10 protein-coding genes and 1 pseudogene are annotated in these 14993 nt (G+C 45.0%); all 11 read right to left on the bottom strand.

Features of this window, described 5'->3' with window-relative positions; translation table 11 throughout:
- Positions 1-3: 3 nt before the first annotated feature.
- Positions 4-669: pseudogene (locus tag FTT64_RS03610) on the bottom strand (IS5 family transposase); the annotation flags it as partial.
- 59 nt (positions 670-728) lie between these two features.
- Positions 729-2327 (bottom strand): O-antigen ligase, encoded by a 1599-nt coding sequence (locus FTT64_RS03605; protein ID WP_227554618.1) that lies wholly within the window; start codon positions 2325-2327, stop codon positions 729-731.
- Positions 2328-2472: 145 nt separating this feature from the next.
- Positions 2473-2913, bottom strand: a complete 441-nt coding sequence (locus FTT64_RS03600) for a pilin (protein ID WP_180182068.1) — start codon at positions 2911-2913, stop codon at positions 2473-2475.
- 195 nt (positions 2914-3108) lie between these two features.
- On the bottom strand, positions 3109-3669 hold the full coding sequence (locus FTT64_RS03595; RefSeq protein ID WP_104487965.1) for a TPM domain-containing protein: 561 nt from the start codon (positions 3667-3669) through the stop codon (positions 3109-3111).
- The gene (locus FTT64_RS03590; RefSeq protein WP_180182069.1) at positions 3663-4727 is read right to left on the bottom strand and encodes a YgcG family protein; all 1065 of its coding nucleotides are present in this window, start codon (positions 4725-4727) and stop codon (positions 3663-3665) included. The genes FTT64_RS03595 and FTT64_RS03590 overlap by 7 nt, the downstream gene beginning before the upstream one ends.
- Positions 4728-4753: 26 nt before the next feature.
- Positions 4754-5344: a LemA family protein gene (locus FTT64_RS03585; protein ID WP_005180484.1), complete on the bottom strand. Its 591-nt coding sequence runs from the start codon at positions 5342-5344 to the stop codon at positions 4754-4756.
- A gap of 165 nt (positions 5345-5509) precedes the next feature.
- Positions 5510-6394 (bottom strand): metal-dependent hydrolase, encoded by an 885-nt coding sequence (locus FTT64_RS03580; RefSeq protein WP_180182070.1) that lies wholly within the window; start codon positions 6392-6394, stop codon positions 5510-5512.
- Between the two features lie 239 nt (positions 6395-6633).
- The gene (locus FTT64_RS03575) at positions 6634-8055 is read right to left on the bottom strand and encodes an FAD-dependent oxidoreductase (protein WP_104483916.1); all 1422 of its coding nucleotides are present in this window, start codon (positions 8053-8055) and stop codon (positions 6634-6636) included.
- Between the two features lie 73 nt (positions 8056-8128).
- Positions 8129-12604, bottom strand: coding sequence for a glutamate synthase large subunit (gene gltB, locus FTT64_RS03570; protein WP_180182071.1), 4476 nt, complete (start codon positions 12602-12604; stop codon positions 8129-8131).
- Positions 12605-13042: 438 nt separating this feature from the next.
- Positions 13043-13879, bottom strand: a complete 837-nt coding sequence (locus FTT64_RS03565) for a hypothetical protein (protein WP_104472445.1) — start codon at positions 13877-13879, stop codon at positions 13043-13045.
- Positions 13880-13891: 12 nt separating this feature from the next.
- On the bottom strand, positions 13892-14974 hold the full coding sequence (aroB, locus tag FTT64_RS03560) for a 3-dehydroquinate synthase (protein WP_180182072.1): 1083 nt from the start codon (positions 14972-14974) through the stop codon (positions 13892-13894).
- Between the last annotated feature and the right edge of the window lie 19 nt (positions 14975-14993).

The raw sequence follows: 14993 nt of genomic DNA, 5'->3' as shown, positions 1-14993 counted from the left end.
GAATTTAACCTGTTTTGAAGTGGGATAAGCATGGGCATTTCGATCTGTGTTCAACTGGCGACACCGCTTCGTGTCATAAGCACCATCGGTATAAACGGAGTCAATATGCTCATCTTGAGGAATCTGATCGAGTAAATCACCAAGTACTTATGAATCACTGACATTATTTATCGTAAACTGAACGGCACGTATTTGCCATGTTTCAGCATCTATACCAATATGCAGTTTACGCCATTGCCGACGGTATTCTGGCTGATGTTTCTTACGCTTCCATTCGACTTCACCTAAAAATTTTAAACCCGTAGAGTCGATGAGTAGGTGTAACCCATCACGACTTTTCTGGTAGCTAATTTGAATATCAAAATATTTTTGTCTTCTACAAAGCGTCGTGAAGTCTGGTGCTGTCCAATCTAATCCGCAAAGTTTAATTAAGCTTTGAACAAAACCAGTAACCATGCGTAAAGTGAGTCTAAATAGAGATTTGATCATCAAACAGCATTGAATCGCTATGTCGGAGTAGGTTTGACTTCGACCTTGTTTGCCTTGAGGTTCTGCATACCATTGTGTTTTTGGATCGAACCAAATAGCAATATTCCCACGATTAATGAGAGCTCGGTTATATGCGGGCCAATTGGTTGTGCGGTAGATTTTGTGTGTAGGCTTCTTCATTTGGAAATTATATTGCCGAAGAAGCCCTTAAGAACAGCTTTGTGCAACAAAGCCTATCACTATTGATGACTGGCACACTTTAACGTATTTAATTTATAGTTTTTGCTATACATATAGTTTAGTATATCAAGATATTTTAAAGCTTGTTCAGGATACCCATTGTAAACTAAGACTTCTGAAATCTTTAATAGATCATAGTGAATAATATATGTTTTAACCATATAGCTAAATTCATCAATTTCTTTTTTATCAAACTTAGTACAAGGATACAGAGCAATCCACTCAGCACGTTTAACAAAAACTGTAAACATATTTTTTGGATATGGTAACTCTATAAAGTCTCTTCTTTCATTCATTTCATGTGCTTCAGCAGCAACCATATTGTCTGGAATCCTGCTATATTCTCGAAATATATAAAAACTAAGACAAACACCAAAAATAAAAATGATTAAAAAACTATTTATCTTAATTACACTATTTTTAAAGCTATATAAAACAAATCCAAATACAAACCCCATAGGCAACAAAAAATATGAATAAGATAAGGGATATTCAAATAAAGCATGTACTAATATAGCCAAAATAAAGCTAAGAGCGCAAACTTGAGCTGAACTACTAGAATAAATTAAAAATTTTATTAATAGATAAGAAACAAATAATATTATGAATATACCTAGGGGTATTCCGCACCATACTAAAATATCTAAAACTATGTTGTGAAAACTAGTCAAGTAATTTTTTATAAATCCATTTTGTATGGTATCAAATTGAGCAAATGAACTCTGATTCCAACCATAGCCACCAAGCGGCTTCAGCTTAATTGCTTCTACGGCCTGTTGCCATATTTGGATTCTTTCATGCCCAGAAGATGCTCTATCTAAGATAGATATAGTTGGTTTTTTAACTAAGAACTCTTTTATTAAAGGAAGTGTAACAGAAAAAACTATAAATAAAACAAAATAAAAGATGATAATTCTATTGCTTAATCTTAGGATTTCTTTTTTATAAGATACTAACCAATAAAGAGATAAGCATAAAAATACAAGCCATGCAGTTCGTGATTGAGTCAAGACAATTGAAATTAAAAGAAAAATACTAAATATAGCCAAAACTTTATTATTAATAGTTTTGTTCTCATAAAAATATAAGCAAGAAATGAGTGCTAAAATTAAAAAAGTTGAAAGATGATTAGGCTGTGCCATATTAGCAAATGGTCGACCAACTGATTGCATAAAAAAATCTGGGTTCAAATCCAAATCTAACCACTGAAATATTGCAATTAAACTAGACAGTAAACCAGCAAATAAAATAACAAAATAAAAATAAATAAATGACGAATGATATTTTTCTACAATATTAAAACCTAAAATGATAGCAACCCAGAATGCAATCAAATATAAAGTTGATAACATTGCAATATCAAAATAAAAGATTAACCCAAAATAATATTGTAATAAAGGAATAAAGCTGACGAGTAAAAATAAAAATGAAATCCTAGGTATGGATATATTACTTTTAAATAAAACAGGCAATAAACATATTAAGGATAAAAAGACTAAATACTCGGATAAAAATCCAGACCATGGCAAATAAAAAGCTGGATTAAGAATAGCAAAGACATATATTAACATAGCGACTATTATAAATATTCTTCGCATCAACTGCACTTTAACCCCTTATTAAAATATACATTTATTAAAATTTATATCTTTAATTTTATGCAACTATGTTTAATTTTAAAAATAAAACTTCTAAAAAAAGGGTAGAATATATTTATATTTCTACCCTTTTTTTAATTAGTTATTAACTGATTGAAGCAGATTCACAAGTTTTTGGAATAAAATCATCGGCCACATTCGTCTTGCATGTCCAAGTACCGATTGTACCATCTGTATTATCAGCGCCACGAACCCATTGAATTTTCCGACCATTAATAGAGGTAGTCCCAGCCAATGTACAGGTAATACTAGATTCACCTGTTTTAGCAACAGATACACTTAATGCTGTACATCTTTTAGAAGTTGAAATTCCTAATGCAGATGCAGATGTAATAGTAGCAGAAACACCTTCTGCTAATTTAGCTTCAGCATTTGTTTTTGCAGGTGAAATTTCTGCTAAACCAGCAGCTACTTGCGACTTAGCTGTATAGTTTTGGTACGCAGGAATCGCAATTGCAGCCAAAATACCAATAATCGCTACAACGATCATCAATTCGATAAGGGTAAAACCTTTTTGAGCGTTCATAACATTCTCCACAAATGTTTTGTTAATTTTTTATAAGCTTTATAAGCTATTTTGTATACAGCACTATATGTGCCAACTTTTATTATAAATATATTTAAAGAAAAAACAGCCATTTATGGATAAAAAATTTTCACTTTATTTTTTTAATGTATTTTTATGTAAAAAAGTGACACTTAGTGTCACATATTTACAACATTAACCAAGAATAATCGGCTTATTCCCCAACTCATTGGCTTCATCCTGAATTTTTCGGTCATAAAAACCATCCAGAATCATGCCAATTTCTTTAACACCCAAGATCACTGCCTGCTGATACTCTCTTTGCGCTAGGCCATACACCATTTTTTGGCAAATCTCATCCCAAACCTGCTGCTCAGTGGCATGCTTAATACCACGGTCAATCACAATCTCAACTTTTCGCTCACACAAGTTTAAATAAAGCAGTACCCCACTGTTATATTCCGTATCCCAAACACCCAGCTCAGCAAACAGCTGCCGTGCGCGGGTACGCGTATCCTGATAATAAGCCAAACGCGAAGGTAGACAACCTTCAATCACCACCTGTATTTCGCCAATATGGCCATGCTCGGCTTCTGTGACCGCTTGCGCAATCGCGTACTGGTCCTGCTGGTTAAAAAAGCGTTTAGTGGCCGGCATGTAGAAAAAGTGCTTAAACCAGCGTTTTAAACTGGGCTGGCTCAGCTCCTGAGTTTTCGGCTGGGTAATAATTTCGGTTGTATCTGTTGTGGTTACCATGATCCTGATGCTCCTCCCCCGCCGAAGCCGCCGCCTCCGCCGCTATATCCACCGCCACCACCAAAGCCGCCGCCTCCACCGCCACGGCCAGCCGAGGCCAGGAAAATATGAAAAATCGCTTGGGCCAGTGCGGTAATGAGTAAAAAGAAAATCCCAAGTCCCATTAATAAACTGGTGAATATGCCCACACCATTGACCAACCCCGCCACCGTAGCCGCCACCGCAGCGGTTGAAGCGCTGAGACGTTTACCAACAATATAGGAGCCAATCACTCCGGCAATTAAAATAAAAATGACTGTATTAAAAGTTTTTTCCCGTGCCTGCTGCTCACGTAAGGCCTGTTGCTGGCGTTCTTGCAGCTCTTTGGCAGCATTAGCCGCTACTTCCGGGTCCATATTCAAAATACGTTCAATTTCGGCCAGACCGGCTTCAATGCCGCTGGCATATTGTGCCTGTTTAAAATACGGCGTGATCTGGTTGTTGATAATCCGGCCCAGCACAATATCAGGTAATACCCCTTCCAGACCATAACCGGTTAAAATCTGAATACGGCGATCATTCACTGCAATTGCCATCAACAAGCCATTGTCATATTTGGCCGATCCCAACTGCCAGCGTTCTGCAACGCGCATGGCGAAATCAAAAATATCTTCCTGACCGGTGGTCGGCACAATTACCACCCCAATTTGTGCTTTACCCTGCTGATGCAGCGCTAAAATCCGCTGGCTTATCGCCTGTTTCTGCGCTGCACTCAGCAAATTGGCCTGATCAATCACCGGCTCATTTAAAGTCGGCAAGCCGCGGATGGACTCCCCTTCTGCCATATCATTGGCAATCGCCGGTTGTTCAACACTTGCCTCAGATGCAGCGACTGTCTGACTCTGATGACGAGCATTGGCCGCACGTTGCTGTTCCTGAATGATACGCGCCGCCGCCAGGTCATCTGCTGAGCCGGTAGCAGCGGTATCTGCCAGACTGAGTGAACTGAGCAATAGTGCACAGCACAACAGCAGGCTGTGCAGTATCCACCGGATGAGAGCAGTAATTGAATCAGGCATGATCCGCGGCTCCTTGGGGCGTGGGATTATTCAAACGACACGGTTGGTGCAGTTTGTGCGTTTTGATCGGCACTAAAGTTTGGCTTGGTGTCCATACCAATCACTTTTGCAGTCATCACCTGTGGGAACTGGCGTGAATAGGCATTAAAGTCCTGTACCGTGGTGATATAACGGTTACGCGCTACCGCAATACGGTTTTCGGTACCTTCAAGCTGTACCTGCAAATCCCGGAACTGCTGATTGGCTTTTAAATCCGGATAATTTTCTGATACCGCAATTAAACGCGATAGCGCCCCAGTCATTTGCGCTTGCGCTTCCTGATAACGCTGGAACAGGGCTGGGTCTTCCAGCACCGCCTGATCGACTTTTAAGCCGGCCACATTGGCACGTGCCTGGGTCACTTCAGTCAACACCTGCTCTTCATGTGCAGCGTAGCCTTTCACTACATTGACCAGGTTCGGCACCAGATCGGCACGGCGCTGATACTGGTTTTGGACTTCCGACCAAGCAGCTGTCACGGCTTCATCTTTGACTTGCAAGGTGTTATAGCCACAGCCACTCAAGGTCAAGCTGCTGCTGAGTGCCAGCATCAGCAGTGTTTTTTTCATCAAGTTCATGCCTTATCCTCTAATTATTTATTTGTATTTGTTCAATAATTTGATTCTAACGGTATTTTAGCCCAGTTTTGTTAATTTTATTTATCACTTGGAAAACATACACGCATGAAAAAACCAGACACATAATCGGCCTGGTTTCGATTAGTTATCCAACATCTGTTTGAATTAACTGAGTAATTGTGGCTGTTGTTCCTGCTGGAAACCTTCAACCTGATACTGCGTTGCCATGCGCTGCTTCCAGTATCTAAGGCTGCGACTGTAATTGATTTTGGCCGGATGAAAATCTTTCCGGTAATAAGACAGATATTCCGGCAATAGCTGCAGCAGCATTTTCGCCAGCAAATACAAACCAAACAGATTACCGCCGATTTTCGGCATACTGTTTTTCTTGCCCTGTAAAAACAGCTGTGAAGCGCTATAAAAAGTCAGACTGGCAAAACCGGCAGTCACACTGCGCATGATCATACGGCGCAGGCGATGATCGGCATACACATGCTGATATACCTCAAACGCCACCGCCCGATGTTCAATTTCTTCAATCGCATGCCAGATCCACAGCTTGGCCGCATCATCATCCAGCGTACTCAACACTTCCGGATGACGCAGAATATAACCGCCCAGTAGCGCAGTAAAATGTTCAAAGGCACAGGTAATCGCCAGTTGTACTTTGGGTGGCAGACTTTTGACATGATGATCTTTGCGCGCCAGCCAGGCCTGAAAACGATCGAGCTGATAATCATCACGGCGCCAGGCATTGTTAAATTCACGATGCGCCTTGGAATGCATTGCCTCTTGCCCAATAAACGCAGCAATTTGTGCCTGCAACTGCGGATCCTGAACCTGATCACGTACATTACGCACGCTATGTACAAAAAACTGCTCACCAATGGGAAAAGTGGAAGATAAGGCGGTAAGCAGATGCGACATCACTGGAGAATTGGCAAAATAATGCCGGCGGATAGCATGAGGATTAAATTTGAGCCGGCGAACCGTGATCCCAATGGCTTTCGGACGATGAAGATAGGATTTTTCTGCCGTCACTTGCGTCATGGTTACTGACCTTTTTTATTTTGGAGAAGCTCAGTATGTGAACAAAATCACTTTCCCCTATGGCAAAAAGACCGATTCAATTTGCAAAAAACTTCAAAATGACCTGTTGCATAAAGTGTGTTTACAGCGAATTTGCTAGCAGCCCTTGTCTCTTTTTCATCTTCACCTACCGATTCTAAAACCAAAGTGATTAAAAAACCCGCTCTAAAAGCGGGCTTCTTGAATGAATTCAGCGTGAATCAGACATCCAGATAATCCAGAATGCCTTCTGCTGCCTGACGACCTTCCCAGATTGCAGTCACGACTAAATCAGAGCCACGCACCATATCACCACCGGCGAAAATTTTCGGGTTTGAAGTCTGGAATTTAAATTCCTGCTGTTCTGCAGCCACGACACGACCTGAACCATCCAGGTTGATGTTCACATCGGCAAACCAGTCGGCTGGGCTGGTACGGAAACCGAAGGCCAACAATACTGCATCTGCCGGCAGAATTTCTTCTGAACCCGGAATTGGCTCTGGACTACGACGGCCACGGCTGTCTGGTTCACCCAGTTGCGTGGTCACCACTTTTACTCCAGTAACTTTGCCATTTTCACCCACAATTTCAATTGGCTGACGGTTAAACTGGAATTCCACCCCTTCTTCACGCGCATTGGTCACTTCACGACGTGAACCCGGCATATTGGCTTCATCACGGCGATAGGCACAGGTAACCGACTCGGCACCCTGACGGATTGAGGTGCGGTTACAGTCCATCGCGGTATCACCACCACCCAGGACAATCACTTTTTTGCCTTCGACTGAGATGTATTCTGATGGATCTTTTTCCCAGCCCTGACAACGATTCACGTTGGCAATCAGGAAGTCCAGCGCATCATACACACCATCCAGGTCTTCACCGGCAAAACCACCTTTCATGTAGGTATAAGTACCCATGCCCATGAAGACAGCATCATAATCAGCCAGTAACTGGTCAATGGTGACATCTGTACCAATTTCGGTATTTAAACGGAATTCTACGCCCATACCGGTGAAAATTTCACGGCGGCGTTTCATCACATCTTTTTCCATCTTGAATTCTGGAATACCAAAAGTCAGCAGACCACCAATTTCCGGACGCTTGTCAAATACGACTGGTTTTACACCATTACGCACCAGAATATCGGCACAACCCAGACCTGCCGGGCCCGCACCAATAATCGCGACTTTTTTATCGGTCCATTTGACATGTGACATGTCTGGACGCCAGCCCAGCGCAAATGCAGTGTCATTGATGTATTTTTCTGCATTGCCGATGGTCACGGCACCAAAACCATCATTTAGGGTACAGGCACCTTCACAGAGACGGTCTTGCGGACACACCCGGCCACACACTTCTGGCAAGGTATTGGTCTGATGGCACAGTTCTGCTGCCTGGAAAATACGGCCTTCTGAAACCAGTTTTAACCAGTTTGGAATGTAGTTATGTACCGGACATTTCCATTCACAATACGGGTTACCACAGCCTAAACAGCGATGGGTCTGGTTGGTCGCCACTTCTGCGGTAAATGGCTTATAAATTTCCACAAACTCAGATTTGCGGACGTCAATCTCTTTTTTCTCTGGGTCTTGGCGTGCAACATCCAGGAATTGAAAGTCATTACTTAGGCGTTCTGCCATGTCTTTACTCCGTGGCTAGATGCAAGGGATTCACAGTTGCCTTGCATCTGGCTTCATTTCTGCAGTCGTGGAATTATTGAGGATCAGCTTGAGTTGTCTTTAACAAAGTCAGCAAGTTGGCTGCTTTTGGTTTTACCAGCCAGAACTTGCGGCTGTAGTAATCAAACTCATGGCGGATCTTGTACGCCCAGGCACTACCCGTTTCTTGAATATGCTCATCTAAGATACGTGACAAGAACTCTTTGTGTTCTTCCATCGACTCTGTAGAAATACGGTTTAACTCGATCAGCTCATGGTTGTAATGGTCAACGAAGTCATTGTCCAAATCAAGTACATAAGCAAAACCACCTGTCATCCCGGCACCAAAGTTGTGTCCGACTTTACCCAGTACCGTTACGATACCACCGGTCATATATTCACAGCAGTGATCGCCTGCGCCTTCAATCACAGCAAAGGCACCCGAGTTACGCACCGCGAAACGCTCACCTGCAGTTCCGGCTGCAAACAGTTTACCGCCAGTGGCACCGTATAGACAGGTGTTCCCAATAATTGCGGTATTCTGGGTCTGGAACGGCGAACCTTTTGGTGGGAAGATCGACAGACGACCACCAGCCATACCTTTACCCACGTAATCGTTGGCATCACCTTCCAGCTTGATGTGTAAACCACCGGCATTCCAGACACCCAGCGATTGACCTGCAGTACCGGTCAGGTTCATTTTCACCGGATGGGCTTCCATACCGAGGTTGCCATAACGGCGGGCAATTTCACCAGAAATACGCGCACCGATTGAACGGTCACAGTTGCCAATGGTGTAATTAAATTCACCACCGGTACCGGCTTCAATGGCTGGCAGCATCTCGCTAACCATCTGCTCGGCCAATACGCCTTTATCGAACGGTTCATTGCCTTGTACTTCACAGTACTGCGCCTTACCTTCCGCGGCAGGATGTGATTCCAGCAAGGCACTTAAATCCAGATGGGCATGCTTGTCGGTTTCACCCGGCAGGATTTCCAGCAAGTCTGTACGACCAATCAGGTCTTTCAGACTGGATACACCCAGCGCCGCCAGCCATTCACGGGTTTCTTCAGCAATAAAGGTGAAGAAGTTGATCAGCATTTGCGGCTCACCGATATAGTGTTCCTGACGCAAGTGATCCTGCTGCGTCGCCACACCGGTCGCACAGTTGTTCAGGTGACAGATGCGCAGATATTTACAACCTAAAGCGATCATTGGGGTAGAACCAAAACCGAAGCTTTCTGCACCGAGGATGGCCGCTTTCACCACGTCCAGACCGGTTTTTAAACCCCCATCGGTTTGTACGCGAACTTTACCACGCAGATCGTTCACACGCAGTGCCTGATGTGCTTCAGACAGACCGAGCTCCCACGGAGAACCTGCATGATGAATAGAAGAAAGTGGCGAAGCCGCTGTACCGCCATCATAACCAGAAATGGTAATGAAATCGGCATACGCTTTCGCAACACCGGCCGCAATCGTGCCGACACCTGGCTCAGAAACAAGTTTCACCGACACCATCGCCTGTGGGTTCACCTGTTTTAAATCGAAGATCAACTGTGATAAATCTTCAATCGAGTAAATGTCGTGATGCGGTGGTGGCGAAATTAAGGTTACGCCCGGTACAGAGTAACGTAAACGGGCAATGAGACCGTTTACTTTACCGCCCGGCAACTGGCCACCTTCACCTGGTTTTGCACCTTGCGCGACTTTAATCTGGAGGACTTCTGCAGAGGTTAAATACGCAGGCGTCACACCAAAACGGCCCGATGCAATTTGTTTGATTTTCGAGTTACGGATGGTGCCGTAACGCGCTGGATCTTCACCGCCCTCACCCGAGTTCGAACGACCACCAATCGTGTTCATGGCAATCGCAATTGCTTCGTGTGCTTCAGGTGATAACGCCCCTAAAGACATCCCGGCTGAGTCGAAGCGCGGTAAAATCTCTTCAACCGATTCCACCTGTTCCAGTGGAATCGAATTGTCTGTTTTCAGTTTAAATAAATCACGAATGGTCGCGATTGGACGGTTATTCACAATCTCGGCGTATTCTTTGAAATCGGCATAATTGCCTGAACGCACCGCCTTGTGTAAGGAGTTGATCACATCCGGGTTAAAGGCATGATATTCCTTGCCAAATACGAATTTCAGCAAACCGCCCTGATCAATTGGCTTACGCGCTTTCCACGCGGTATCGGCCAGTTTTTTCTGGTCATTTTCCAGATCGACAAAAGTCGCACCCTGAATACGGCTTGGTACACCGCTAAAGCAGGTATTCACCACTTCGGCAGATAAACCAACTGCTTCAAACAGCTGACCGCCACGATACGAAGCAACGGTTGAAATACCCATTTTTGACAGGACTTTCAGCAGGCCTTTTTCAATCCCTTTACGGAAGTTCGATTGTGCATAGACCGGATCACCGAGCAATTCACCTTTAGCGACCAAATCATTGATCACATCATAGGCCAGATATGGATAGATCGCGGTTGCACCAAAACCAAGCAACACTGCAAATTGATGCGGATCGCGGGCAAAACCGGTTTCCACAATCAGGTTGGCATCGGTACGCAAACCGGTATTAATCAGGTGGTGATGCACTGCCCCAGTGACCATCACTGCATTGGCCGGCAGATAGCCTTCACGGATTTTCTTATCGGAAAGTACCAATAAGGTTTTGCCATCACGAATCGCTTGTGCAGACTGCTCGCACATACGTGTGATTGCCGCTTCCAGACCTTCTGTTTCAGCATAGTTCAGGTCGATATCGGCAATTTCATAGCCTTTACGTCCTAAAGTACGAATCTGGTGCATTTTCGAGTTTGACAGCACCGGGCTGGAAATGATCAGACGATCAGCATGTTCCGGCCCCTGTTCAAACACGTTTTGCTCACGGCCCAGACAGGTTTCCAGCGACATCACAATTGATTCACGTAACGGGTCGATTGGCGGGTTGGTGACCTGTGCAAACTGCTGACGGAAATAATCCGATACATGACGCACCTGACGCGACAACACGGCCATTGGGGTATCATCGCCCATCGAGCCAACGGCTTCCTGACCGCTTTCTGCAATTGGACGCAGTAACTGGTCACGTTCTTCAAAAGTGACCATAAACATTTTTTGTGCCGCTTTCAGGCCATCGCCTTTTAAGCCCTGATCACATAAATATTCTTCTAATTCCGGGCTGCCTTGAACGCGAATTGAATTTTCACGTAACCATTCACGGTAAGGACGCATTTTTTTCAGGTGCTGGTTTACATCACTGGTGTCCAGCACTTTGCCAGTCATGGTATCCACCACCAGAATCTGACCCGGACCGACACGGCCTTTCGACACCACATCTTCCGGTTCATAACCCCAGACGCCAATTTCAGAAGCCAGGGTGATATAACCATTTTTGGTGATGACCCAGCGTGCCGGACGTAAACCGTTACGGTCTAACATACAGATGGCATGACGACCATCCTGAATCACCAGACCTGCCGGACCATCCCAGGCTTCCATGTGTTTCGAGTTAAATTCATAGAAGGCACGCAGGTCTGCATCCAGGGTTTCCACGTTTTGCCAGGCTGGTGGTACCAGCATACGTAGCGCACGGAACAGATCCATACCGCCACCCACCAGAATTTCCAGCATATTGTCCAGGCTGGATGAATCTGAACCGGTACGGTTCACAATTGGATTCAGCTCGGTTAAGCCCGGCAACAACGGGTTTTCAAATTTAGGGGTACGTGCCAGCGCCCAGTTACGGTTTGCAGTAATGGTGTTGATTTCACCATTGTGCGCCAGATAACGGAACGGCTGCGCCAGCGGCCAGCGTGGCAAGGTATTGGTCGAGAAACGCTGGTGGAATACCACAATATGGGACGCTAAACGCTCATCAGCCAGGTCGGTATAGAAGTCAGCAATCGCAGCTGGCATCATCAGACCTTTATAGCTAATCACAGTTGAACATAAAGTGGTCACATAGAAATACGGATCATTGCTGAGTTGCTGCTCGGCACGGCGACGCGCCAAAAATAATTTGCGGTTAAATTCAACTTCAGTCACGCCAATCGGGCAGTTCACGATGACCTGTTCAAAGGCAGGCAAAGACTGCATGGCAATTGAGCCTAAGGCATCGTTATTGGTTGGCACTACACGCCAGGCAATGACTTTACAGCCTTCTGCTTCAATTTCTTTGGTTAACGTCTGTTTGGCATGCGCAGCTAAGGCCGGATCGAGGCTCAGGAAAATAGTGCCCACAGCAAACACTTCACTTAAGGTAATGTCACTTAAGCGTTTGGCTTCTTCACGGAAGAACTGTTTTGGCATGGCAAGCAATAGACCGCAACCATCGCCCGTCTTGCCATCTGCGGCAATACCACCACGGTGGGTCATACAACTTAAACTATGAATGGCGGTCTTGACGAGATCATGGCTTGCATCACCCTGCATATGGGCGATTAAACCGAAACCACAGTTATCTTTAAACTCATCCGGTTGGTATAAACCTTGAGCGGGAGCTACAGTATTAGGCGATGGCATGTGCATAGCGTACCCTTCTTTCAACGCGCCCTTGCTGGGCATTAACAATCTACTTTCTTTTGCGACCTGGTCCGACTGACTTAGCTTAAGATCCATGTTGAGCAAGTTCATTTCTCCTGGCTCTGATCTTGAGTGATCAAGATGACAAGCTGAGGAAAACCGTGACTGCCTTTACGCACTTAAATCAAGCATAAACATTTGACGATTTCGCACAATCATTGAATCTTTCTTGCTCCAAAATAGGGACATTAACTCAATTGATGCCCCAATAATGCAAAAATGATGCCAACTTTATTGTGCTATTTTTAAATGACTTAATTTGGGCAAGTTTCAGTGAGAGCGGTGCGCTTTCAGGGAAGTTTCGCTTATTTTATACGCACTGTTTTTGTGCATATCTTTATTTTTATACACCAGCCTGCGCTATTTTAGAACGGCAGTTTAATTGAAAGGATCGCTAATTTCTTGTTCTGTGGTGGTGTTATTCGATGCTGGTGCAGGTGGAGCAACACCACTTTGTGATTTTTGCACATCCACCACGTTTCCGTCCTGATCACGGCGGGTTACGGTGGTGGTTGTAGTGGAGCGTTGCGGACTGGTTGCGCTCTGTTTTGGTGCAGCCAGCAGACTTTCATCAATTTTCGGCAGCGCAGCCGGCTTTAAAGCCACTTCATAAAGTTTATTGTTTAGGCTCACTTCCTCTGCACCCAGGTCATTGACAAACGGTAGATAGTCCATAAAGCTGGTTACCACCGGTTTGACCGATGCAGGCAATTGCAGCGCCAGCTGTTCTAAAGCGCTTCGCGCCTGACTGGTATTTTTATAATTGCCATACAGCAACACATATTGCTCGGCGCGGTTTTCACCACTCAAGCGAATATAAAGAAAATTCTGGCGATCAGCCTGTTTTTTCAGAAAGCCCTTGATAATATCTTCTTCGCTCACGCGAAACAGCTCAATGGTCTGGTTTTTACGCTGCTCGGAGATAAATTTGGTGCCGCGAAATTCAGGCTCATGCAAACCGGAAGCGGTTAAACGCTTGGTTTGTTCCAGCGGTTTGACTTCGTCGATCAGGGCACCCAAATGCGCGGTTGCCGCGACTTTTGCCGGCTGAATCTGTAATTCAACTTCTGATTCCGGGGCTTTTTCGACTTCAACCAGCTCATCACGATCGGTAATGGCCCAGAAGATAATCGCCAGCAGCAGACACAGCGCACCACACACCAACCAGATGGAATTCTGAACACGTTGTTTGACGCTTTGTGATGCTGCTGCCATGGGATCCCTTATTTATGCTGCCTGATGCGCAAGAATAGACTGTTTCATTAATTCCGGATCAAATTCCCCGGTAATGATGGCCTGTCCCAGACGCTGCATTAATACCAGTCGCAACTGGCCATTCAGCACTTTTTTGTCATGGGCCATAAAACCGAGAAAATCATCCAACGGAATTTTAGGACATACTATCGGCAATTGGGCACGAGAAATGATTCTTTTTGTACGCTCAACATCCTCTGCGGAAATCCAGCCCATCCGATGCGATAAATCGGCGGCCATCACCATACCGGTCGCAACCGCTTCGCCATGCAGCCATTCGCCATAACCGAGATAAGACTCGATGGCATGGCCAAAGGTATGACCCAAATTCAGCAATGCGCGCTCGCCCTGCTCTTTTTCATCATTGGCGACAATCCGGGCTTTGTGTGCGCAAGAACGGTACACCGCTTCCGCCAACAAGACCGGATCACGTGCCACCAAGGCATCCATATGCTGTTCTAGCCAGTCCAGAAACTCAATATCACCCAGCAGCGCATATTTAATCACTTCGGCCAGACCGGCAGACAGCTCACGATCCGGCAAGGTCTTGAGCTGCGACATGTCGGCCAGCACCACTTGCGGTTGCTGGAAGGCACCAATCATGTTTTTACCTAGCGGATGGTTAATTCCAGTTTTCCCACCCACACTAGAATCGACCTGAGACAGCAAGGTGGTCGGCACCTGAATAAAATACACACCGCGCTGGAAACAGGCCGAGGCAAAACCGGCCATATCGCCAATCACACCGCCGCCGAGTGCCAGCACGGTACAATCGCGGTTAAACCCGGCCTCCAGCAGGGCATCAAAAATCAGATTGAGATGCTGAATATCCTTGTATTTTTCACCATCGGGCAAAATACATGTTGCCACCTGTTTACCCAGTGCTTCTATGGCAGTTTGATAGTGCTCTAAATACAAAGGCGCCACGGTACTGTTGCTCACAATCATGACCTGCTTACCTTGAATATAAGGTTCCAGTAAGGTCTGAGGATTTAAATCACTGCCAATAAAAATCGGGTAACGGCGATCGCCGAGTTCAACATATAAGGTTTGCATGGTTTTAAAACACTGTACT

It is taken from the genome of Acinetobacter sp. Q186-3, from assembly GCF_013420655.1.
Lineage (GTDB): Bacteria > Pseudomonadota > Gammaproteobacteria > Pseudomonadales > Moraxellaceae > Acinetobacter > Acinetobacter indicus.
The sequence above is the reverse complement of the archived record's forward strand: the minus strand, read 5'-3'. Positions and strand labels throughout refer to the sequence as shown.